This is a genomic window from Streptomyces diastatochromogenes (assembly GCF_002242805.1).
Lineage (GTDB): Bacteria > Actinomycetota > Actinomycetes > Streptomycetales > Streptomycetaceae > Streptomyces > Streptomyces diastatochromogenes.
In genome coordinates this window covers 15,511-38,412 of the sequence record NZ_MCGQ01000008.1, presented here as the reverse complement: position 1 = coordinate 38,412, position 22,902 = coordinate 15,511, and the positions used below count along the sequence as shown (strand labels likewise).

15 protein-coding genes are annotated in these 22,902 nt (G+C 72.9%); 11 read left to right on the top strand and 4 right to left on the bottom strand.

Annotated elements, in window-relative coordinates; all coding sequences use genetic code 11:
• Positions 1–123: 123 nt before the first annotated feature.
• Positions 124–1,971: an NAD-binding protein gene (locus BEK98_RS08450; RefSeq protein WP_094215787.1), complete on the bottom strand. Its 1,848-nt coding sequence runs from the start codon at positions 1,969–1,971 to the stop codon at positions 124–126.
• Between the two features lie 164 nt (positions 1,972–2,135).
• Between BEK98_RS08450 and BEK98_RS08445 the strand changes: the two genes are divergently transcribed.
• Both BEK98_RS08445 and BEK98_RS08440 read left to right on the top strand, forming a co-directional pair.
• Complete coding sequence (locus BEK98_RS08445; protein WP_341868958.1) at positions 2,136–3,179, top strand: permease; 1,044 nt, start codon at positions 2,136–2,138, stop codon at positions 3,177–3,179.
• Positions 3,176–3,901, top strand: coding sequence for a TIGR03943 family putative permease subunit (locus BEK98_RS08440; protein WP_094215786.1), 726 nt, complete (start codon positions 3,176–3,178; stop codon positions 3,899–3,901). The genes BEK98_RS08445 and BEK98_RS08440 overlap by 4 nt, the downstream gene beginning before the upstream one ends.
• Before the next feature lie 12 nt (positions 3,902–3,913).
• Here BEK98_RS08440 and BEK98_RS08435 read toward each other — a convergent pair whose 3' ends face one another.
• Positions 3,914–4,690, bottom strand: coding sequence for an SCO2400 family protein (locus BEK98_RS08435; protein ID WP_094215785.1), 777 nt, complete (start codon positions 4,688–4,690; stop codon positions 3,914–3,916).
• Between the two features lie 239 nt (positions 4,691–4,929).
• Here BEK98_RS08435 and BEK98_RS08430 point away from each other — a divergent pair, with 239 nt between their 5' ends.
• From BEK98_RS08430 to BEK98_RS08400, 7 genes are all read left to right on the top strand, one after another.
• Positions 4,930–6,747, top strand: a complete 1,818-nt coding sequence (locus BEK98_RS08430; protein WP_094215784.1) for an APC family permease — start codon at positions 4,930–4,932, stop codon at positions 6,745–6,747.
• A gap of 428 nt (positions 6,748–7,175) precedes the next feature.
• Positions 7,176–7,265, top strand: coding sequence for a K(+)-transporting ATPase subunit F (gene kdpF / locus BEK98_RS08425; protein WP_067057375.1), 90 nt, complete (start codon positions 7,176–7,178; stop codon positions 7,263–7,265).
• 2 nt (positions 7,266–7,267) lie between these two features.
• On the top strand, positions 7,268–8,929 hold the full coding sequence (gene kdpA, locus BEK98_RS08420) for a potassium-transporting ATPase subunit KdpA (RefSeq protein ID WP_094215783.1): 1,662 nt from the start codon (positions 7,268–7,270) through the stop codon (positions 8,927–8,929).
• Positions 8,929–11,052, top strand: a complete 2,124-nt coding sequence (gene kdpB, locus BEK98_RS08415) for a potassium-transporting ATPase subunit KdpB (RefSeq protein ID WP_208643053.1) — start codon at positions 8,929–8,931, stop codon at positions 11,050–11,052. The genes kdpA and kdpB overlap by 1 nt, the downstream gene beginning before the upstream one ends.
• Before the next feature lie 24 nt (positions 11,053–11,076).
• A complete protein-coding gene (locus BEK98_RS08410; RefSeq protein ID WP_208643052.1) occupies positions 11,077–11,709 on the top strand; it encodes a potassium-transporting ATPase subunit C in 633 nt (210 codons plus the stop codon).
• A 91-nt stretch (positions 11,710–11,800) separates the two neighbouring features.
• Positions 11,801–12,484, top strand: coding sequence for a response regulator (locus BEK98_RS08405; RefSeq protein ID WP_094215781.1), 684 nt, complete (start codon positions 11,801–11,803; stop codon positions 12,482–12,484).
• 99 nt (positions 12,485–12,583) lie between these two features.
• Positions 12,584–14,134: a PH domain-containing protein gene (locus BEK98_RS08400; protein ID WP_094215780.1), complete on the top strand. Its 1,551-nt coding sequence runs from the start codon at positions 12,584–12,586 to the stop codon at positions 14,132–14,134.
• 18 nt (positions 14,135–14,152) lie between these two features.
• Here BEK98_RS08400 and BEK98_RS08395 read toward each other — a convergent pair whose 3' ends face one another.
• Entirely contained in the window at positions 14,153–16,129 is a 1,977-nt protein-coding gene (locus BEK98_RS08395; protein ID WP_143684087.1) for a hypothetical protein, read from the bottom strand.
• Positions 16,130–16,314: 185 nt separating this feature from the next.
• The gene (locus tag BEK98_RS08390; RefSeq protein WP_094215778.1) at positions 16,315–17,043 is read right to left on the bottom strand and encodes a chaplin; all 729 of its coding nucleotides are present in this window, start codon (positions 17,041–17,043) and stop codon (positions 16,315–16,317) included.
• Positions 17,044–17,232: 189 nt separating this feature from the next.
• Here BEK98_RS08390 and BEK98_RS08385 point away from each other — a divergent pair, with 189 nt between their 5' ends.
• The gene (locus tag BEK98_RS08385; RefSeq protein ID WP_094215777.1) at positions 17,233–18,669 is read left to right on the top strand and encodes an esterase/lipase family protein; all 1,437 of its coding nucleotides are present in this window, start codon (positions 17,233–17,235) and stop codon (positions 18,667–18,669) included.
• A gap of 54 nt (positions 18,670–18,723) precedes the next feature.
• The gene (locus tag BEK98_RS08380) at positions 18,724–22,872 is read left to right on the top strand and encodes an AAA family ATPase (protein ID WP_094215776.1); all 4,149 of its coding nucleotides are present in this window, start codon (positions 18,724–18,726) and stop codon (positions 22,870–22,872) included.
• The last annotated feature ends 30 nt before the right edge of the window (positions 22,873–22,902 follow it).

Sequence of the window (22,902 nt, the reverse complement as noted above, 5' to 3'; positions counted from 1 at the left end):
CCTACCAGCCAACGGCGGAGTCAAGGCGCCGCGCCAAGCGGACTGGGCCAACCAGGCCCCGGATCCACCCGTCCGGCCGCTCCGAGGGCCTGCGGCGACCCGCGCGACCCGCAGGACCCCTGGTCAGCCCAGCTCGGCCAGCCCTCGGCGGGTGGCGGCGACCACCACCCGGTCCCCCTTGCGCAGCACGTAGTCGCCGGGAACCTCGGCGCGGCCCTCCAGCGCCAGCACCCGGAACGCCCCCGCCCGGAACGCCTCCGCCACGCTCCGCCCCTCCAGCACCGGATGCCCGGCCACCTCGACCGCGGCGAACAGCAACACGCGCCGCTCCACGGGAATCGCCCCCAGCACCTGCCGCCCCAGCATGGCTCCCGCGAACGCGGGGGCGGCGAGGTGCGAAACACTCCGGCTCCGCGTGGAGGCCTGCGGATGGGCGGCCCGCAGCGTCCGGTACACGGCGGTCGCGAAGTCGTCGTCGTACAGCCGCAGCACCACCCGCAGATCCGGCCGCACGGACCGCGCGTACAGCACCGCCTCCAGGTTCGTCGTGTCCGCGCTGGTCACCGAGAGCAGCGCATGCGCACGGTGGATCTTCGCGGCCTCCAGCACCCCCTCCTGCGTGACATCGCCCAGCACCACCGGCACCCGCAGCCGCCGGGCGGTCGCGAGCCCCCGCGCCTCCGGGTCGGACTCCACGCACACCACGGGAATGTGCAGCTCCCGCAGCCGGGTCAGCACCCGCGTACCGATCTTCCCGAGCCCCAGCAGCACCACATGCCCGCCGAGCCCGCGCGGCGGCTTCCGCAGCCCGGACGCGCTCCGGAAGGTGCCCAGCGCCTCCAGCACCGCCGCCAGCAGCACCGGCAGCAGCAGCAACCCGACGAGACCGGACAGGAGTTGGAGGATCTGCCGCCCCAGCGGCGCCCCGATCGCCGGATCGTCGATCGCGAACAGGTCCAGCAGCGTCAGATAGAAGGCGCTCAGCGGATGGATCCCGGTGACCACCGACAGCGCGACGGCGAGCGCGACCACGCACCCCACGAGCCCGGCCAGCGACCACCGCAGCCGCCGTGAGAAGAGGGAGGCGAGCGGCGGTACGACCCCCACCCCGCGCCGGGCCGTGGCCGCCTCGGGCCCACCGAAGGAGGACACCTGCTCCAGCACCACGGCGGCCCGCCCGGCAGCCCGCCGTACCTCCTCGTCGTCCGGCAGCAGCACGGGTTCCTGCTCCCTGGCGCCGTCGGACCCGTCCGCCCCGGCGGGATCCGTGGCGGGCGCCGAGAGCAGCGCCAGGGTGCACAGCCCCGGATCGGCGATCCGCCCGTCCCCGGACGGCACCCGCTCCACGGCCCGCAGCAGCAGACTGTCGGTCTGTACGACCTTGGTGGTGCCGGCGACGGCGGCCGCGGCCAGCGCGGGCGCGGCGGTGTCGGCGTCGGACAGCACGGTCGTGGACGCCTCCGCGGCCTCGGCCGCCCCCACGCCGGCCGCCAACGCGGCGGTCTGGTCGAGGAGTTCCTCGATGTGCTGGCCCAACCTGCGGTTGTACAGCCGCAGGACCAGCCGCAGGCGCGGGTTGAGCCGGCGGGCGGTCAGCGCGGCCCGGATGTTGATCTCGTCGTCGTCATGGACCAGCGCCAGCGCGGCGGCCCGCTCCACACCGGCCTCGGCGAGCACGGCCTCCGTCAGCTCGACGGCCTCCAACACCGGCTCGCCGTCCGCCCGATGGGCACTGCCGGCGCTCCCGGCCGTGCCGTTGCCGCCGTTGCCTGCATTGCCACCGCCCAGTCCGACGGCGGCGCTGACCACCCGGTCGAGCAGCGCGGCCGAGGCGGCCCGGGCCCGCCCGACGACCGGCGGTCGTGCCGAGCGCTCGTTCGGCGGCACCACGAGGGTGACCTGTTCGCCGTGGACTCCGCGCAACTCGGCGGCCAGCCGGTGCGCGAGCCCGTCGTCACCGCACACCACCATGTGTGCCGCCGGGGCACCGGACCCACCTTGATACGGAACGCTCGCCACGAGGGAAAAGACTGCCTCAAGGAGACGGGTGGTTCCAGCAACGAAGTGAACACCCGTGCTCACGATCGCGTATTGATGGGGAGGGACAGGCAGAGCACAGCCGGAGGTACGCGCCCGTGGCCATCACCGAAGACGCCCCGCGCGGCGCCGCCGAGCGGGACCCGGCGCACCCGTCCGGTGAACGCCCGGGCCGGGAGGGCCAGGAGGGCGACCGGCGTCTCAGCTCCCCGCTGATCCTCACCATGACCCTGCTGCTGGCGGTGCTCGCCCAGTCCCCGATCCGCGGGGCCCTCGGCACCCCGCTGATGCAGAGCTGGATGACGGTGTTCGTGGCCGTGACGGTCCAGGCGCTGCCCTTCCTGGTCCTCGGGGTCCTGCTCTCGGCGGCCCTCGCGGTCTTCGTGCCCCCCTCCTTCTTCGCCCGCGCCCTCCCGAGCCGGCCCGCGCTGGCCGTACCGGTGGCCGGGCTGGCGGGCGCGGTGCTTCCGGGCTGCGAGTGCGCGTCCGTGCCCGTGGCGGGCGCGCTGGTTCGCCGGGGCGTGACCCCGGCCGCCGCCCTGGCCTTCCTCCTCTCGGCCCCCGCGATCAACCCGATCGTCCTGACCGCCACGGCCGTCGCCTTCCCGCGCAACCCGGAGATGGTCCTGGCCCGGTTCCTGGCCAGCCTCCTGGTGGCCTGCGCGATGGGCTGGCTGTGGCAGCGGCTGGGCCGCACGGACTGGCTGCGTCCGCCGGCCCACGGCGCGCACGAGGGCGCGACCAAGGGCGAGGCGTTCTGGAACTCGGTCCGGCACGACACCGTGCACGCGGGCGGCTTCCTGGTCCTGGGCGCGATGGCCGCGGCCACGCTGAAGGCGGCGACCCCGGCGACCTGGCTGCGCACGGCGGCCGACAACCCCGCCTTCTCCGTCCTCGCCCTCGCCGTCCTGGCCGTACTCCTGTCCATCTGCTCGGAGGCGGACGCGTTCGTCGCGGCCTCCCTCACCCAGTTCTCCCTGACGGCCAAGCTGGTGTTCCTGGTGGTGGGCCCGATGATCGACCTCAAGCTCTTCGCGATGCAGGCGGGCACCTTCGGCCGCACCTTCGCACTGCGCTTCGCCCCCGCCACGTTCGCGCTGGCCGTCGTGGGGGCCGTGGTGACCGGGACGGTGCTGCTGTGAACCGCCAGGCCCAAGCGGCAGTGATGTTCCTGCTGGGCGCCGCCCTCCTGCACGCGGGCGCCACCGACCTCTACCTGCGCTACGTCAAGGCGGGCCTGCAGCCGCTGCTGCTGGCCTCGGGCGCGGTCCTCATCGCGGCGGCCCTGGCGACGGCGTGGTACGAGCGCAAGCGGAACAAGGCGGCGAAGGCCACCGCCCACGCCGGCCATGCCCACCCGGAGCCCCGGATCTCCTGGCTCCTCGTGCTCCCCCTGCTCTCCCTCATCCTCATCGCCCCGCCGGCCCTGGGGTCGTACAGCGCCCTGCGCACCGGCACCGCACTGCAACAGCCGTACGGCTACGGCAGGTTGCCCGCCGGTGACCCGGTCCCGCTCAGCGTGGTCGACTACGCGTCCCGAGCGGCCTACGACCACGGCCGCTCCCTGCACGGCCGCCCGGTCCGCGTCACCGGCTTCCTGGCCCTGGACCACTCCGGCGCGCCCTACCTCGTGCGCATGGCCCTCAACTGCTGTGCGGCGGACGCCCAGCCGGTGAAGATCGCCCTCACCGGCAAGCTGCCGCCGGTCCTGCAACCGGACGCCTGGCTCGAGGTCACGGGCAGCTACACGCCGAAGCTGACCCACGACCCCGTCAACAACGGCCCGATCCCGTACCTGAAGGTCACCTCGGCGAAGCCGGTACCGACCCCGCACGATCCGTACGACGAGACCTGGAACAACTGACGAGCCGGGCGGTCAGCCCAGGCAGAGCACGACCAGGCAGAGCTGCGACGGCGAGGTCGCCGCCGGGGACGGGCTGGTCTGGGGCGTGCCCGAGTCCGTTCCGGTGTTGGTCGAGGGGGCGGGTGCGGGGGTGGACGGCGCCTGGGCCTCGGTGCCGGTGCCGGAGCTGTCGGAGACCGGGGCGGCTGCCTGCTGGTGTGTGGCCGGGGTCTGTGCGGGGACCGGAGCGGCCGCGGCGTCCGGGTGGGTGTGCGGCACGGTGGTGCGGGCTGCGGCGATGGTCTGCCGGTGGGGGGCGGCGGCCGCGGGCTGCTGGGTGTGGGCCGGGGTCGTGGTGCGCGGGGACCGGTGGTGGGTGGGCGGTGTCGACACCGGAGTGGTCTCGGGGTCGGTCCGTCCGTCGGTGGCGCCCATGGGCCGGTTGTCCGGGGCCGAGGCCGCCTGGGCCCGGTCGGGGGACTGGCGGTCCATCGAGGCCAGGGTGAGGCCGCCGCCGACCAGCGCGACGGCGGACGCGACCGCGGCCCGGCGCTTGTTCTTCTTCCAGCGAGCCAGCTGACGGCGCCGCGCCGCCCGTCCCTGCGAAGCGGCGGGCGCGTCCGGGACGTCGTCGGACGGTGCCTCGTCCAGGTGGGCCGGGGCCGGGTCGTCCAGGAGACCGTCGTCGTACCGGTGCGCGGGGGCGACGGCCACGGGCGGGGCGGGAGCGATGTCCGGGGCGTACGCGCCGCACCCCGGACACACCAGGGCGCCGTTCAGATGCCGACGGCACGAGGAGCAGTAGTCCATGTGGGGTCTTCCTGATTCGACGCGTTCGCACGGAGGATCGAGCGGCCACGCTAACGAGGCTTTCGGAAGACTGTGTGCGGCCCTTGTGGCACTCCTGCACACATTCACAGGGGATTCATGGGTGACTCGTGTCCCTCACGGAACAGGGGGCACACGCGGACGGCCGATCACGGGGAGCCGTGCGGCCGTCGCGCGCGGAGACTGGTCCGGACCGTCCTGCCGTCCGTGGTGAGGTCCCGATGGCGTATGGCCTGGCACGTCGTGAGCTGGCACCGCGGGTCCCGCTGCGCCCGGGCGAGGGGGAGAAGAACCACCTCACCAGCCTGGAAGGGCTGTCCGCGCTGTCGCTGGACGCGCTCAGCTCGGTCGCGTACGGCCCCGAGGCCATCGTGCTGGTGCTGGTCGCGGCCGGGACCGGGGCGCTGGCGGCCACCCTGCCGATCACGCTGGCGATCACCTTCCTGCTCGCGGCGCTCGTGGTGTCGTACGCCCAGGTCATCGCCGTACACCCGGACGGCGGCGGCGCCTACGCGGTGGCGAAGAAGGACCTGGGCGCGACCTCCAGCCTGCTCGCAGCGGCCAGTCTGGTCGTCGACTACGTCCTCACGGTCTGCGTCAGTCTCACCGCGGGCGTGGACGCCCTGGCCTCCGCGTTCCCCGACCTGGCCCGGGACAAGCTGCCGGTGTGTCTGGTGGGCCTCGCGCTGCTGACGGCCGTGAACCTGCGCGGTGTGACGGACAGTGCCCGGGTGCTGATGCTGCCGACCGTGCTGTTCATCGTGGCCATCCTGGGTGTCGTCGTCGGTGACCTCCTCCGCGCCCATCCGGCGGCCGTGGTGGGCACCGCGCAGCCCGTCCAGGCGCACGAGACCCTGGGTCTGCTGCTCATCCTCAAGGCGTTCTCGTCCGGCTGCTCGGCGCTGACGGGCGTGGAGGCCATCGCCAACGCCGTGCCGACCTTCCGCACCCCGCGGGTCAGGCGCGCCCAGCGCACCGAGTTCATGCTGGGCGGGCTGCTGGGCCTGATGCTGATCGGCCTCGCCGTACTGATCCGCCGCGACCACGTCGCCCCGCGCGGCGGCGTCACCGTCCTGGCCCAGCTCACCGCGGGCGCCTACGGCGACGGCTGGGCGTACTACGCCACCAACCTGATCGTCACCCTGGTCCTGCTGCTCGCGGCGAACACCAGTTTCGGCGGGCTGCCGGTGCTGATGAGCCTGCTGGCCCGCGACCACCGGCTGCCCCACCTGTTCGGGCTGCGCGCCGAACGGCCCGTCTACCGCTACGGCGTGGTGGCGCTGGCCCTGCTGGCCGCTGCGCTGCTCATCGCGTCCGAGGCCGACACCCACCGGCTCATCCCGCTGTTCGCGATCGGGGTGTTCATCGGCTTCACCCTCAGCCAGCTCGGTCTCGTCCGGCACTGGGCCACCGAGCGGCCCTCGGGCTGGAAACACCGTGCGCTCATCAACGGCACCGGGGCGGTGCTCACCACCCTGGCCGGGCTGATCCTCCTCTTCACCAAGTTCCTGGAGGGCGCCTGGGTGGTCGTGATCACCGTACCGCTGCTGATGCTGCTGTTCTCCCGCGTCCAGCGCTACTACACGGAAGTCGGCGAGGAACTCGGCCTCGGCCGCATCCCCGACCCGCCCGCCCCGCGCCCCGGCAGCCTGGTGATCGTCCCGCTCGGCGACGTCAGCAGGCTGGCCCAGCACGCCATCGGTGCCGCCCTCGCGCTGGGCGACGAGGTGGTCTGCGTAGCCGTCCACAGCGACCCGGACAAGAGCCGTGCCCTGCAGGAGGCGTGGGCGCGCTGGAACCCGGGGGTACGCCTCGACGTCATCGACAGCCCGCACCGCTCCCTGGTCCAGCCGATGGTCGAGTACGTGCGGCACGCGGCCCGGGGCGGCCGGCAGATCGCGGTGCTGATCCCCGAGGTCGAGCCCCGGCACCGCCGCTACGAGATCCTGCAGAACCAGCGGGGACTGCTGCTGGCGACCGTACTGCGGGCCCGCACGGACGTGGTGGTGTGCATGCTGCCGTACCGGTTGCGGGTCTGAGGCGGCGAGAGGGCTCACCGCCGTCGGACTGCGGCCGAGGCCGGCCGTAGCGACAGTGTCAAGGTCCAGCACATTCCGTCCGCACCGCACCGGCCGGGCCCTCCCGGTTCCGGGCGCGTGGCCGCTGTCGCGGTGACCCTGGCCGATCAGATCGGTGCCGCGCCGGACACGTCCGGGCCGGTCACCCGACCGGCCTGTCCTGCCGGGGCCGTCCGTCAAGGCCGTAAGAGACCCGTCAAAGGGGTGCGGGCCGCCGTATGAGAGCCGTCAACGGGCGGTCGGATCCGGACAGCCAGGGGTTTTCCTCTAATCGTCCGTTTCCACCGAACCTCACTCCAGGAGTTCGCGATGGCCGATCTGGCCTTCGTCGTCACCGTGATCGCGGGATTCGCGCTGGTGGCTCTCGTCGCCAAGGGGGTGACCAAGCTGTGACCGTCGAGAACATCGTCGGCCTGGTCGTGGCCGTCGCCCTGCTCGGCTATCTCGTCCTCGCCCTGATCTTCCCGGAGAGGTTCTGAGAGTGGGTCCCGTACTGGCCGGCGTGCTCCAGCTCCTCGCGCTCATAGGCGCGCTGGCGCTCGTCTACGTCCCCGTCGGCGGCTACATGGCCCGGGTCTACTCCTCCGACAGGCACCTGCGCGTCGAGAAGTGGATCTACAAGGCCATCGGCGCCAACCCCGACGCCGAGATGACCTGGCCCGCGTACCTGCGCGGTGTCCTCGCCTTCTCGGCCGTCGGCGTCCTCTTCCTCTACCTGCTGCAGCGGCTCCAGGGCATCCTGCCCGGCTCGCTCGGCTTCTCCTCGGTCGACCCGGCGCAGTCGTTCAACACGGCCGTGTCCTTCGTGACCAACACCAACTGGCAGTCGTACTACGGCGAGCAGACCATGGGGCACGTCGTGCAGACGGCCGGGCTCGCCGTGCAGAACTTCGTCTCCGCCGCGGTCGGCATGGCCGTCGCCGTGGCCCTCGTACGCGGGTTCGCGCGCTCGCGCACCGGTGAGCTGGGCAACTTCTGGTCCGACCTGGTGCGGGGCACGCTGCGGATCCTGGTGCCGGGTGCGGTCGTCGCCGCGGTGATCCTGGTCGCCTGCGGTGCGATCCAGAACTTCTCCGGCATCCACGAGGTGGGCCAGTTCGTGGGCGGCTCGCAGCAGTGGAACGGTGGCGCGGTCGCCTCCCAGGAGGCCATCAAGGAGCTGGGCACCAACGGCGGCGGCTACTTCAACGCCAACTCCGCCCACCCCTTCGAGAACCCGACGCCCTTCACCAACCTCTTCGAGATCTTCCTGATCCTGGTGATCCCGTTCTCGCTGACCCGCACCTTCGGCCTGATGGTCGGCTCGGTGAAGCAGGGCTACGCCATCCTCGCCACGATGTTCACCATCTGGCTGGGCTTCGTCGCCCTGATGATGTGGACCGAGTTCGCCCACCGCGGCCCGGCGCTCCAGGCGGCCGGCGGGGCGATGGAGGGCAAGGAGGTCCGCTTCGGGATCGGCGGCTCGTCGATCTTCGCGGTGTCCACGACGTTGACGTCGACCGGTGCGGTGGACTCCTTCCACTCCTCCTTCACCGGGCTGGGCGGCGGCATCACCATGCTCGGCATGATGCTGGGCGAGATCGCGCCCGGCGGTACCGGCTCCGGCCTCTACGGCATGCTGATCATGGCGGTCATCGCGGTGTTCATCGCCGGTCTGATGGTCGGCCGTACGCCCGAGTACCTGGGCAAGAAGATCGGCGCCCGCGAGATGAAGCTGGCCGCCGCCTACATCCTGGTCACCCCGGCGCTGGTGCTCGTCTTCAGCGCGGCCTCCATGGCGCTGCCGACCCCGCCGCACTCGATGCTCAACCCGGGCGCGCACGGCTTCTCCGAGGTGCTGTACGCCTTCACCTCGGCGTCGAACAACAACGGCTCGGCCTTCGCCGGCCTGAACGCGAACACCGACTGGTACAACACGATGACCGGACTCGCGATGCTCTTCGGCCGCTTCCTGCCGATGGTGTTCGTACTGGCGCTGGCCGGCTCGCTCGCCGGGCAGAAGCCCGTCCCGGTGACCGCGGGCACCCTGCGCACCGAGAAGCCGCTGTTCACCGGTCTGCTGGTGGGCGCGATCCTGATCATCACCGGTCTCACGTACTTCCCGGCCCTCGCCCTGGGTCCGCTCGCGGAAGGACTGGCGTGATGAGTACCGACGTACAGAAGCACGAGGACTCGATGTCCACTCCCACTCTCGCGCCCCACCAGGACGCCCCCACCGGGCACAAGCCCGCCGAAAGCCGTGTCGGCGCGGGCCTGTTCGAACCCAGGCAGCTGATCAGGTCGCTGCCGGACGCGTTCCGCAAGCTCGACCCGCGGGTGATGGTCAAGTCCCCCGTGATGTTCGTGGTGTGGATCGGCTCGGTGCTCACCACGGTGTTCTCCTTCAAGGACCCGGGCGACTGGTTCGGCTGGACCATCAGCGCCTGGCTGTGGCTGACCGTGATCTTCGCCAACCTTGCGGAGGCGGTCGCCGAGGGCCGCGGCAAGGCGCAGGCCGACACCCTGCGCAAGGCCAAGACGGACACGGTCGCGCGCCGGCTCGACGGTTCCGCGGAAGAGCGCGTCCCGGGCACCGAGTTGAGGATCGGCGACCTGGTCGTCTGCGAGGCCGGCGACATCATCCCCGGTGACGGTGACGTCATCGAGGGTGTCGCCTCGGTCGACGAGTCCGCGATCACCGGTGAGTCGGCTCCGGTCATCCGTGAGTCCGGAGGTGACCGCTCGGCCGTGACCGGCGGTACGAAGGTGCTGTCCGACCGGATCGTCGTCAAGATCACGACGAAGCCCGGTGAGACCTTCATCGACCGGATGATCAACCTGGTCGAGGGCGCCGCGCGCCAGAAGACGCCGAACGAGATCGCGCTGAACATCCTGCTCGCCTCGCTGACGATCGTCTTCCTGCTCGCGGTGGCCACCCTGCCGCCGTTCGCCGACTTCGCGGGCACGCACCTGACGATGGTCGTGCTGGTCGCCCTGCTGGTCTGCCTGATCCCGACCACTATCGGAGCCCTGCTCTCCGCGATCGGCATCGCGGGCATGGACCGTCTGGTGCAGCGCAACGTGCTCGCCATGTCGGGTCGGGCGGTCGAGGCCGCCGGTGACGTCTCCACCCTGCTGCTCGACAAGACCGGCACGATCACCCTCGGCAACCGCCAGGCCGCCGAGTTCGTGCCGGTGAAGGGCACCACGGAGGCGGAGGTCGCGGACGCGGCCCAGCTCTCCTCGCTGGCCGACGAGACGCCCGAGGGGCGCTCCATCGTCGTCCTGGCGAAGGAGAGGTACGGGCTGCGCGAGCGCCACCAGGGCGAGTTGGCGCACGCCGAGTGGATCGCCTTCACCGCCCAGACCCGTATGTCGGGTGTGGACGTCGACGGCCGCCTGGTCCGCAAGGGCGCCACCGCCTCGGTCAGCGCCTGGGTGGAGGAGCGGGGCGGCACGGTCGCCGAGGACGCCGACGCCATCGCGAACCGGATCTCCGAGGCCGGCGGCACCCCGCTGCTGGTGGCCGTCGAGGACGAGCGGGGTGCCCGCGTCCTGGGCGTCATCCACCTCAAGGACGTCGTCAAGGAGGGCATGCGGGAGCGGTTCGAGGAACTGCGCCGCATGGGCATCAAGACGGTCATGATCACGGGTGACAACCCGCTGACCGCCAAGGCGATCGCCGAGGAGGCGGGCGTCGACGACTTCCTCGCCGAGGCCACTCCCGAGGACAAGATGGCCCTCATCAAGCGGGAGCAGGCCGGCGGCAAGCTGGTCGCGATGACCGGTGACGGTACGAACGACGCGCCCGCGCTGGCCCAGGCGGACGTCGGCGTGGCGATGAACACCGGTACGTCGGCCGCCAAGGAGGCCGGCAACATGGTCGACCTCGACTCCAACCCGACCAAGCTGATCGAGATCGTCGAGATCGGCAAGCAGCTGCTGATCACACGCGGTGCGTTGACCACGTTCTCCATCGCCAACGACGTCGCGAAGTACTTCGCGATCATCCCGGCGCTGTTCGCGGCGGTCTACCCGGGCCTGGACAAGCTGAACATCATGCAGCTGTCCTCGCCGGACTCCGCGATCCTGTCGGCCGTCGTCTTCAACGCGCTGATCATCATCGCGCTGGTGCCGCTGTCCCTGAAGGGCGTGCAGTACCGGCCGGTGAGCGCGGACCGGATGCTCCGGCGCAACCTCGGGATCTACGGCATCGGCGGCCTGATCGCGCCCTTCATCGGCATCAAGATCATCGACGTGGTCATCTCCTTCATCCCCGGGCTGTAATTTTTTGAAAGCGTGCTGATCGCCATGAACAACTCCGTTACGAACACGGCCCGGTTGCTGGGGGCGAGCCTGCGGGCGCTGCTCGTGTTGACCGTGCTCACAGGCGTCATCTATCCGCTCGCCGTCACAGGTGTGGCGCAGGCGCTCTTCACCAACAAGGCGAACGGCTCCGAGATCAAGGCGGACGGCCGGGTCGTCGGCTCGTCCCTGATCGGTCAACAGGGGTACGGCCTCAAGTACTTCCAGCCTCGTCCTGCCAACGGACTGGGTGTGAACTCGGTCAACACCCAGTACAAGCTGGTCCTTTCGGGCGCGACCAACCTGTCCGCCGACAGCAAGGTCCTGCTCAAGCAGGTCGAGGACGCCAAGGCCAAGGTGGTCAAGGACAACTCGGTGCCCGGCTACGCCGTCAAGCCGTCGGACATCCCCGCCGACGCCGTCACCTCCTCCGGCTCCGGCCTGGACCCGGCGATCTCCCCGCAGTACGCCGGACTCCAGGTGCACCGGGTCGCCGCGAGGAACGGCCTGTCCGTCGCCGCGGTCGAGAAGCTGGTCAAGGACCACACCGAGGGCCGCACCCTGGGCTTCATCGGCGAGCCGCAGGTCAACGTCCTCGAACTCAACATCGCGCTCAAGGACCTCGTGGCCGAGCAGTGACGGCCTCACGCGACCCGCACGGGAGCCGGCGGCCCGGGAGACATCCCGGCGCCGCCGGCTCCCGCGGCCATGACAGGAGAGGCGTACACCCATGACCCGGGTGCTCGTGGTGGAGGACGACCCGCAGCTGGTACGGGCCCTCGTGCTCAACCTGCAGGCCCGCCGGTACGGCGTCGACGCGGCCCCCGACGGCGCCACCGCGCTCCGGCTGGCGGCGGCCCGCCGGCCGGACGTGGTGCTGCTCGACCTCGGGCTGCCCGACATGGACGGCGTCGACGTCATCAGGGCCGTGCGCGGCTGGACCCGGGTGCCGATCCTGGTCCTGTCCGCCCGGCAGTCCTCCGGCGAGAAGGTCGCGGCCCTCGACGCCGGCGCCGACGACTACATCACCAAGCCGTTCAGCATGGACGAACTCCTGGCCCGGCTGCGGGCCGCCGTCCGCCGCACCGAGGACCTGCCGCTCGTCCCGGAGACCACGCTGGTCCGCACGGACGGGTTCACCATCGACCTGCTCGCGAAGAAGGTTGTACGGGACGGCCGCGACGTGCGCCTCACCCCGACCGAATGGCAGCTGCTGGAGATCTTGGTCACCCACCCGGGCCGCCTGATCACCCAGAAGCAGCTGCTGCAGGAGGTCTGGGGCGTCTCCCGGAGCAACAAGACCAACTATCTGCGGGTCTACATGGCCCAGTTGCGGCGCAAACTCGAGACCGACCCGTCGAGCCCCCGTTACCTCATCACCGAGCCCGGCATGGGATACCGCTTCGAAGGGTGAGGCGGTCGGCCGCACGCCGCAACACGGCAGGGTCGGCCGTCCCGACACTGCCGGGATCCGCACAAGATCCGGCAGCGCACACGCACGGAAGCTGTGCACATGACGAACGCCCCGGAAGCAACCTGCCGTCCTCTTCACGAGCGCCCTCTGTGGTTCCTCGTCATGCTCGGGGCGGCCGGCGCGGGCCTGGCGGCCGTCCGCCTGGCCGACCGGGGCGTGCCGGACGGATGGACGGCCGTCGGCCTGTCCCTCGCCCTGGCGGGCGCCGTCTCGCTCCACCACGTCACCACCCGGGTGAGCGCCGACGCGTACGGCGTGCACACCCGGACCCTGCTGCGCCGCCGGAGCGTGGCGTGGGGTGACATCGCCGACGTGCGTGTCCTCCTGACGTACGCGCACACGTCCCGCGCCCATGAGAGCCGCCGGGTCGGCCTGGCCCTGCGGGACGGACACCGGCTGCGCCTGCCCCTGCCGAGGAGCTGGTCGCCGGACGACCCGGACTTCGACGCGAAGCTGGACGCGCTCCGCGCACTGCACCGCCGGCACGGAAGGCCGGAGTCGAGCGACCTCCCGGTCATCTCGCACCGCACCGCGGGCGGCGGCTGGGCGGGGGCGCTCGCCCTCTGCGCGCTGCTGCTCGTGGCCGCGGGCGTGGCCGCGTGGTTCGTCCCGAACGCCGCGTCGGACGAGCAGGCCTGGCGCAGCGCCAGGCCCTGCACGGCCGGGACGCCCGCCGTCAGCCGCGACGACTGTCTGACCACCGCCCGGGCGGTGATCGCGCGCACCGACGCCAACCGGCCCAAGCAGCGCAGCTGGCTGTACTTCACGGACAGCCGGCCACTGCACCGGCTCGAGGTTTCACCCGAGGCCGCCCGGGACTTCCGGTCCGGCGACCACGTGGAACTGACCGTCTGGCGCGGACAGGTGATGAAGGTGACCGGGGCGGGACACAGCTGGCACGAGCACATCACCACCGCCCGCTCCCTGGCCGTCGTAGCGGCGCTGCTGGCCCTGGCCGCGGGATACCCGGCGGCGAAGGTGCTGGTGCGCCTGCGGGGACGCCGGCTGCCCGACGACGAAGTCCTGCCCTCGGCCCTGCCGTTCGCGGGCGCGCTGGCGGGCACCGCCCTGTGGCTGCTGCCCCTCTGCTACCTGGATCCCACCGCCCCGCTCTCCTCGCCCGCGCAGATCACCTGGGCGGCCGCGGGCTCGCTGCTCACCCTGGCCCTGCTGATGGGGGCCTGGCGCGCGACCCGCGTCCGTACGCCCGAGGAAGCGGATGCGGCCGGACGGCCGGAGGAGGCCGAGGCCGGCGGAGCGGCCGAACAGCCCGAGCAGGGCGAGGTGTTCCTGTCCGCCCGGTTCCTGGAGTCCACCGACTTCAACCCGCACGGCTTCGGCACCCACATCGCCCTCGGGGACGGCGCCCCCGCGGTGACCCCCGGCCCGGGCCGCTTCGCGGCGAGGCGCATCCCGGTCGAGCGGCTCACCGTCAGGACCGTACGACGGGCCCGGGGCAGCGACGGCGACACCGTCCCCCGAAGCTGGCACATCGCCGAACTCGACGACGCCGGCACCCCGATCCGCCTGGCCGCGGCCCCGGCCGACCTGACGCGCATCGTGCGCGCGCTGGGGTCGGCCAGGACCTGACCCTGGTGCGGGAGCCGCTCAGCGCACGGTCACGGACGCCGTCGTGGCCGACCCGTTGGTCCAGCCGTAGCGGTGGGCGGTGACCTTGACCGTGATCTTCTGGCCCCGGTCGGCCTTCACCGGCACGTAGGTGGACTTGGTGGCGCCGGTGATGGTGTGGCCGTTGCGCTTCCAGGAGTACGTGTAGGAGGTGGCGGCCGGAGACCAGGTCCCGTGGGCCGCGGTCAGCTTGTAGCCGACCTTCGCGGTGCCGGTGACGGCCGGGGCCTTGGTGACCTTCAGCGCGGGGCCGACGGCGACCGTGACGGCCGGTGACGTGGAGCGCGTGGAGCCGGCACCGTTGCTGACCGTGATCCGGCAGGACACCTGGTGGGTGTAGTCGTCGGAGGTCAGGGTGCGGGTCTTGCCGGTGGCGCCCGAGATCGTCTTGCCGTCGCGCAGCCAGGACCAGGCGGCCGTGGCGTTGTAACCGGTCCAGGCCGCGTTGCAGGTGAGCTTGGAGCCGGTGCGGGCGGTCCCGGTCACGGCGGCCTTGGAGGTGATCTCCGGCTTGGCCAGCAGCGTCTGGGACTGGGTCCAGAGCTGGGATGTGTAGCTGGCGGGGGAGGCGTACACCGCCTGGCGCCACACCACCGTGGCCCGGCCGTCAGGCCCTGCGGCGACGTCGCCGGACAGCGCGTCTGTGTTCGGGACGTCGGCGACGGGCGCGCTGTTGAGGGCGGTCGCCTTGCTCCACGTGCCGTCGGCCCGGACCGCCCACTCCAGGTAGTGGTCGTCGCCGTTGTCGATGGAGGGCGTCTGCGGCCACACCACCTGGACGGTGCCGTCGGCGCCGATGGCGGCGGACACCTGCCAGTTGACGTACCCGGTGGACAGCGTGTTGGGCGCGGACCACGTGCCGGTGGCCGCGCTGCGGGTGCTGGCCTGCACGACGGGGGTGCCGGCGCTGGTGCTCCAGCCCGCCCACACGTACGTGACGTCCCCGTTGGGGGCGGTCAGCGGGCCGCTGCTGTCGCGGTCCTCGATGGCACTGGCCACGGTGTGCGCGGAGCCCCAGTCTCCCGTGGGCGACGTCCGGGTCGCGGACTTCAGATCGGTCCTGTTCGCGGTGGAGCTGCCGTCGTGCCACAGCACGGTGGTGCGGTCGTGCGTGTCCATCGACACCTGCACACCGCTCGACGCGCTGGTGGTGCCGGGCAGGACCGCGGGGCTGCTCCAGTCGCCGGCCGAGGAGCGGGTGACGGTGGAGACGGCGTTCTTGTCGTCTTCGAAGCTGTTGCGGAACTCCCACACCGTGGTGGCCGTTCCGTCGGGAGCCACCGCGAGGTCGAGGTTCCAGACGGAGCCACCGGAGACGGAGCCCAGCGGCTCGGCCGCGGACCAGGCCGACCCGCCGGGGGTGAGGGTGGCGGTCATCACCTTGTAGTTGAGGGAGCCGTCGCCCTGGTTCCATACGGCGGTGACGGTGCCGTCGGCCGCCGCGGCGAGCCGGGGCGTGGACATGTACAGGCCGTCGGTGGCCGCGAGCGTGCCCGGGTCCGACCAACCGCCCGTCCCCGCGTCCCAGGTGCTGAAGCGGGCGGCCACCGAGCCGTCGGCGCCGCTGCCGGTCAGCCAGGTCACGATGGCGCCGCCGTCGGCGGTCACCGCCAGCACGGCGTCGGCGCTCGCGGCCCGGTTCGTGACCAGCGTCTTGGCGGCGCTCCACGTCCCGCTTCCGGCGGGCCGGACAGCGGCCTGGATCTCCCAGCTGTCGGCCCCGGCCTGCTTGTCGCGCCACAGCGCGAAGGCGGTGCCGTCACCGGCCACCTTGACGTCGATCAGGCTCTGCTGGCCGTCGGACTCGGTCAGGCCGACCGCGGTGCCCCACGGGCCGGCCGAGGCCGAGTACCCGGAGGCGGCGGCGGGCAGGGCGGGGCCCCACACGACCGCGGCCGCCGCTGCTGCCGCGAGTGCCACGGCGGCGGCTCCCGGTCTCCGTATCTTGGATGCCACTACGACTCCTGATCCCCTGGACGACGGCGCCGTTCCCGGCGCCGGCTGGAGAATGACGGTATCCGGCCATGTTTGACATTGCCTGTGCCCGGCAGTCTCGAGTGGATCAAGATTTCCGGATACTGCTACCCGGCAATGCGCACACGGGCGTCATTGCCGGGACGCGGACTCCTCGGGTATCGGGGTCAGCGTGCTGCCGTGGCGCGGAATCGCCGGTGGAGAACGGTTCCGCCGAGCAGCAGAGCCGCGCTCAGGGCGGCGGCGGGCAGCATGCCGTCCGCGCCGGTGTGCGCGAGCGGGACCGTGCTGTGATGCGCGAGCGGGGTCATGCCCGCGTGCAGGGTGACGGTGCGACCCGGCCGCGGCTGCGGGTGGGTCGCCGGGGTGGGCGGCTTCTGCACCGGAGGCACGGTCTTGACCGGCGGCTGGTTCTTGACCGGCGGCTTGGGCTGCTCCGTCTTGGGCGGAGTGGGCTGCTCGGCGTGGACGGAGGAGCCGCCGTTCACGGACGTGTTGCCGAACACCGGGTTGAGGACACCGCCCGCGTTCACCGTGTTGCCGCTGGCGTTCACCGGCAGATGCACGGGCAGCTGAACGCCGTTGCCGCTGATGACGCCCGGGGAGTCCTTGGCCGAGCCCACGGCAGTGGCCTCGCCGGACTTGCCGGTTCCGCCGCCCGCGTTGGCACAGGTGTTGCCCATGGCGGGGTTCAGCAGCCCCACCACGTTCACGGTGTTCCCGCAGACGTTCACCGGGAGGTGCACGGGGAGCTGGACGTTGTTGCCGGAGATCACACCGGCCGAACCGGCCGCGGAGCCGTTCGCCGTGGAGTCCGCCTGCGCCGACGCTGCCATGGCCATCGCACCCGAGGCGGCGACGACAGCGATCACGCTGTTTCGGGTAACCCGCTTCATAGGTTCCCTGCCTTCCATACATGGTCGCGGGCGCTCGCCCGCACAGGAAGAAACGGTGGTGTACCCGTCCGGGTTATGACGAATCAGCCTTTCGCACCGCTGAATCGCACAACATGCACGTGGCACGTCCGCACAGAATGTGCCGTCAAGTCGGCATCTCCTCGTACGTTCCTCTAGTAGCTTTGCTTCATGTTTCCGACGATTCCCCGGGACAGGCCCCCGGTCCGGCCGGCGGCGACGCATGACGCCGTCCTGGTCGTGCCCGGGATCATGGGCACGGAGTTATACGAGGCCGCCACCGGGCGCATGCTCTGGGGTATGCCCAAGGTGGCCGAGTACGCCGCCCGTTGGGACCTCGACCAGGGCATGGACGCGCTCGCGCTGACCGAGGACGAGCGCGCGGGCCGCCTCGGCCGGGTGGTGCCCGGCCGGCTGCTGCGCACGCCCGCCTGGATGCCGTTGGCCGACGGGTTCGAGCCGTACACGCCACTGGTGAAGAGCCTGCGCAAGGTCGCCCATCCCGACGCGGTCGCCGAGTTCGGCTACGACTGGCGTCTTCCCGTCGAGCACAACGCCCGGTTGCTGGCCGACGCGGTCGACCGGCATCTCACCGCCTGGCGCGCCCACCCCGACTGCGTGGCGGCCCGCGACCGCGCCCCCGACCAGCGACCCGCGCGGATCGTCCTCGTCGCGCACTCCATGGGCGGCCTGGTGACCGCGGCGCTCGCGCTGATCCCGGGCGCCGTCGACGAGGTGCGCGCCGTCCTCACCGTGGGCACGCCGTTCCACGGCGCCGTCAAGGCCACGGAGATCCTGAACAGCGGCCGCGGCATGCTGGGACTGCCCGCGAAGAACCTCAGCCGCCTGGCCCGTACCCTCCCCGGCGTGCACGATCTGCTCCCCAGCTACCGCTGCCTGGACACCGGGGACGACGTCGTGGCGCTCACCCCGTCCGACGTGGAGAGCATCGGCGGGGACCGGGAACTGGCCCGCGACGCCTTCGAGTTGCACGCCCGGCTGGACAAGGCCGTGCTGCCGGGCCACCGGATCGTGGAGGGCACGGCCCAGTCCACCACGCAGTCGCTGCGCATCCGGGCCGGGGTGGTCGAGGCCCGGCACGTCGGCTACGACCGCCACGACGACGGCGAACTCCTGCGCGACGAGATCGGCCGGCTGGTCGAGTACGACCACGGCGGCGACGGCACCGTCTACCGCTACTCGACCACGCACGGCGACGTGGACACGTACGCCGTGGCCCAGCAGCACGCCGCGCTCGCGGTCACCGGCTCGGTCCTCGACTTCGCCCGGGGGCTGCTCACGGGAGACCGGCGCGGCGCCCGGCTCGGCGGCACCGATGTGGGCCTCGACCTGCCGGACCGGGTCGCGGTGGGCACCGAGTTCGAGGTCGTGGTGCGCACCGGGCAGGACCCGGCCCGGGTCAGCTGCCTGGTGGAGGACGCCGGTGCCGAGACCCTCCAGGGCCCGGTCCGCAGGCCCATGCTGATGCCCGTACCCGGTGCGGACGGTGTGCTCGGTGCCCGCGTCCTGCTCGACCGGCCCGGGCTGTACCGCGTGAAGGTGGGCGGCGGCAACGACCCGGTGACCCGGCTGGTCATGGTGGCCTGACCGGCCCGGGGATGCGCAGACGGTACGAGGCACGGGCACGGGGGCTGGGGCTGTATGGACGGGGACGGACAGGACGAGGGCTTCGCCGTCGTCACGGTGGCGATGGACCGTTACGTCGACACCGACCGGTTCGCCGAGGTCCACGAGGTCGTGGCCGAGGCGGGCGGCGTCGCCGGGCTGCTCGGCGAGTGGGGCGGCGAGCACCGGGTCTGGACGGGCGCGGAGCGCACCCTGGCCGCCACTCAGGTCCGGCTGCGGGAGTGGTCCGCGGCGAGCCCGCCGCGCAACTCCATGCTGCTGTGGTTCGGCCACGGCGAGTCGAACGAGGACGACGCCCTGCTCGCCGTGCGCGGCGCGGGCACCGACGGCGAGGACGACGCGCTCACGCCCGAGGACCTGGGCAAGCACCTCGTCCGCAACTTCCGGCACCGGGCGCTCGCGGACCGCTGGGCGGTCGTGGTCGTCGAGGCCTGCGGTGCCGCCCGGTTCGTCGAGGAGCTGTTGGCCTACGTCCTGCGGCAGCGCGCCGCCGTCCGCCTGCTGCTCATCGGCTCGGGCGCGGACCAGGGCAGCGGGTACGTGGCCTCCTTCCGCGAGGTGCTCACCCGGGTGCTGGCCGAGTTCTCCGACAACTACAGCCACATCCGGCTTCGGGACCTGGCGCAGCGCATCCAGGACCTGCTGTCGCCGGGCCGGGTGCTGTGCCTGCTCGAAGGAGACGAGCAGGTGGTCCGCCGGCACCCGTCGGGCCGGCCCGTGATCATGACGCTGGAGGACTACGCCCGGCCGCGCGGGGAGCCGCTGCCGTCCCCGGAGCCGGCCGGGGCCGTGCTGCCCAGGCCGCGCACTCCGGTCGGGGCGGACGCCCCCACCGGCGAGCTGTCGTGGTTCTTCGTCGGCCGGAGCGAGGAGCGCGGCCGGATCGCCGGCTGGCTGGCGGCCGCCGACCACGGCCTGCTGGCGGTCACCGGACCGCCCGGCTGCGGCAAGTCCGCGCTGCTGGGCCACATCCTGTTACGCACCGACCGTTCCGCGGAGCCGCCCGAGGCGGGCGAGGCACCCCGGCACGAGCCGTGGCCCGAGGACGTCCCGCGTCCCCGGGCGGACACCTTCCTGAACCTCACCGGCGCCTCGGTCCGGCAGGTCGTCGGCCAGCTGGCCCGGGTGTTCGCCGTACCGGCCCCGCCCGACACCTCGGGCGACGACGAACGCATACGCGCCCTCCTGGACGCCGTCCGCCCCGACGGCCGGCGCAGGACCCTGTTCGCCGACGGGCTGGACGCGTCCGCCGACCCGAACCGGCTCGCCGACCTGCTGCGCCGGCTCGGCGCGCTGCCCGACGTTCGGGTGGTGGTCGGCACCCGGCCGTCGTCCGCGGACAGCCTCGACGTACCGCGTGCCGTGACCGAGGACCTGCTCGACGGACTGGGGTGCGTCGAGGCGAACACCCTGCGCCTGCGCCCGGATCCGCAGGATCTCGCCGTCTACGTGCACGAGGTCCTGCGTGCCGAACGCGCCGCGTTCCAGCACCTGGACATCGACCTCGAAGCGGCCGTGCAGCGCGTCTCCGTCCTCGTCTGCACACCCCAGCAGCCGGGCGCGGAGCGCGACTTCCTCTACGCCACGCTGGCCGTGCACGAGATCATCGCCGACCCGTCGCTGCTGCTGGACAGCAGACGGGCGGACCTGGCCGACCTGCTCGGCAAGGACCACCGCCGGCTGTTCGCCGCCGTCGTCCGGCGCCTGCAGGTCGCGCTGCCGGGCAGTACGGCGGTGCTGCGCGCGCTGGCCTTCGCGCAGGGCCACGGGCTCCCCCGGGCCGAGCGGATCTGGGCCACCGTCGCCTCGGCGCTGAGCGACACCCCCGTCGACGCCGGGCTCCTGGAAGCCGTGTCGCAGGCGGCGGCGCCGTACATCATGCTGGACGCCGAGGACGGGCAGGCCGTCTACCGCCTGGCCCACCGCACCTTCCGCGACTTCCTCCTCGGCGACGACACGCGGGACGGCGACAGGAGGGAGGGCGAAGGGCAGGAGACCGCCCGGACGCGCGACGACCGGCTCGGCGTCGTCACCGCCCTGACCCGGCTCGCCGCGACCAAGGACGAGGGCATGACGGCCCTGCCCCGGCCGCACCCCTACCTGCTGCGCCATCTCGCCGCGCACGCCGCCGAGGCGGGCCCCAGGGGATGGCGGGTGCTGGCCGACCACCCCGGGGTGCTCGACCATCTCGACCCGGCGGCGCTGGCCGGCGCCGCGCTGCGGTCCGGCGCCGGGCTCGGTGCGCTGCCCCCGGCCGTCACCGGGGCGCTCGCCCTGCTGCACCTGGCCGTGACCGCGGACCCGGGCGACCGCAGGGGACTGCGCGAGCTCGGCACCTGGCGGACCACGGGCGCCACCCCGGCCCCGCCCGCCGAGCGCTACGACGGCCCCACCGCGCCCTGGACCGTACGGTGGGCCGCGCTGCAGCCGCACGCCCCGCATGTGACCCTCGCCGATCTGCACGTACCGATGCGGTCCCTGCGGGTGTTCGCCCGGCGCACGGACGGGCGGCAGCTGCTGGTCGGCGCGGGGGACGCCGGGGTGGTGCGGGCCTGGGACCTGAGCACCGGCCTGGAGACGGCGCCCGCGCTGCGCGGCGGACCCCAGGACGGGGCCCAGTGGGTGCTCGCCCCGCTGCGCGGACCGAGCGGCCGGGACTGGCTCGCCGCCGCCGGGGTCGACCGGACGCTGCGGCTCTGGGACGTGCTGACCGGACGACCGGCGAACACGGCGTACTCGCTGCTCGGGGACGCCGTACGGGCCATGGCGCCGTTCGCGGGAAAGCTGGCGATCGGCGACCTCCAGGGCCGGCTCTGGCTGTTCGACCCGGCCGTGGGCCGGGAGGACCGGCCCCACCGGACCGGTCACCATGGCGCGGTGCACGGCATGACCGTCTACCCGCAGCCCGGCTCCGGCCCGGATCGCGAGCGTCTCGTCACGGCCGACGGCAAGGGCTGGGTCCTGGTGTGGCGGGCGGACCGCAGCCGCCCCGAGAACGAGTGGCGGGCCCACGACACCGGCGTGAACGCGGTGACGACGTTCACCGATCCGGACGACGGAGTGGTGCTGGCGACGGCGGGCCAGGACGGGACGGTACGGCTGTGGGATCCGCGGGGCGGGCGGGAGTTGGGCCGGTTGACGGGGCATGAGGGTCCGGTGCACGCGGTGACGGCGTACACGGATCCGGAGGACGGGGTGGTGCTGGCGACTGCGGGCCAGGACGGGACCGTACGCCTGTGGGGCCCGCGCGGCAGGAGCGCGGCCGGGCAGCCGGCGGCACCGCCGTCACCGGTGCGCGCCCTGGCCGAGGCCGCCGACCCGGCCGACGGCGGCCTGCTGTGCGTGGCGTACGCCGACGGCGGTGTCGCCCGCTTCGGCGCGTCCGACGGCGCCCGCCGCACCGCGCCGGATCCGGGCGGCCCCGTCGTCGCCATGGCGTCCCTGGAGGACGCCGAGGGCGGCTGGCTGCTGGCCACGGCCCACACCGACGGGAGCGTCCGCATCGGCGGCGTCGCCGATCCGGGGGACCGGATCGAGGTGGCCGTACCGCCAGGGCCGGGGCCGGGTGACGGGCCGGTGACGTTCCTGGCCGGGCTCCGGCTCGCCGACGGGCAGCGGGTCTTCGCCGGGCTCACCGAGGCCGGCGGGCTGTGCTGGTGGGACGCGCGCACCGGCACCCCGTTGGGGTCCGCCGACACCGGGCTGCCCGGGCCGTTCACGGCGCTGACCGCGATCCCGTACGGCTCGACGACCGCCCTGGCCGTCACCGGCGACGGCGGCCACCACGTCTGGTGGTCCGCAGGCCCGGACGGGCACTGGAACCCGCTGTTCCCCGGGCACACGGGTCGGCTGGCCGCGCCGGCGGTGGTCCGCGGCCCCACGGCCGGGGACCGGGCGCTGGTCACCGTGAGCCGCGAGGGCGAGCTGCGGGTGTGGGACCGCACGGGTACCCGGCTGCTGCACACCGTACGGCTGGGACTGCGCTGCCACGCCCTGACCGCGCTGGGCGAGGGCGGGGTCGCGGTGGGGACGCAGGACGGGATCGTCGTCCTCGGCCTCGACCCGCACGCGTGGGAAGGCGCCGGCGAACCCGGCGGGGAGGACGCGGGGGCGAGCCGAGTGGTGTTGGGCGAACGAGCTGACAGGCCGTCGGGTGTCGCCTGAGAATGAATGGTGCGAAGTACGTCGAGGGGG

What these genes read in the sequence shown, in the direction of transcription:
- BEK98_RS08450 (WP_094215787.1), bottom strand. Translation starts at nt 1,971, where the DNA reads ATGGTGGTGTGCGGTGACGACGGGCTCGCGCACCGGCTGGCCGCCGAG.
- BEK98_RS08435 (WP_094215785.1), bottom strand. Translation starts at nt 4,690, where the DNA reads ATGGACTACTGCTCCTCGTGCCGTCGGCATCTGAACGGCGCCCTGGTG.
- BEK98_RS08430 (WP_094215784.1), top strand. Translation starts at nt 4,930, where the DNA reads ATGGCGTATGGCCTGGCACGTCGTGAGCTGGCACCGCGGGTCCCGCTG.
- kdpB (WP_208643053.1), top strand. Translation starts at nt 8,929, where the DNA reads ATGAGTACCGACGTACAGAAGCACGAGGACTCGATGTCCACTCCCACT.
- BEK98_RS08410 (WP_208643052.1), top strand. Translation starts at nt 11,077, where the DNA reads ATGAACAACTCCGTTACGAACACGGCCCGGTTGCTGGGGGCGAGCCTG.
- BEK98_RS08405 (WP_094215781.1), top strand. Translation starts at nt 11,801, where the DNA reads ATGACCCGGGTGCTCGTGGTGGAGGACGACCCGCAGCTGGTACGGGCC.
- BEK98_RS08400 (WP_094215780.1), top strand. Translation starts at nt 12,584, where the DNA reads ATGACGAACGCCCCGGAAGCAACCTGCCGTCCTCTTCACGAGCGCCCT.
- BEK98_RS08390 (WP_094215778.1), bottom strand. Translation starts at nt 17,043, where the DNA reads ATGAAGCGGGTTACCCGAAACAGCGTGATCGCTGTCGTCGCCGCCTCG.
- BEK98_RS08385 (WP_094215777.1), top strand. Translation starts at nt 17,233, where the DNA reads ATGTTTCCGACGATTCCCCGGGACAGGCCCCCGGTCCGGCCGGCGGCG.
- BEK98_RS08380 (WP_094215776.1), top strand. Translation starts at nt 18,724, where the DNA reads ATGGACGGGGACGGACAGGACGAGGGCTTCGCCGTCGTCACGGTGGCG.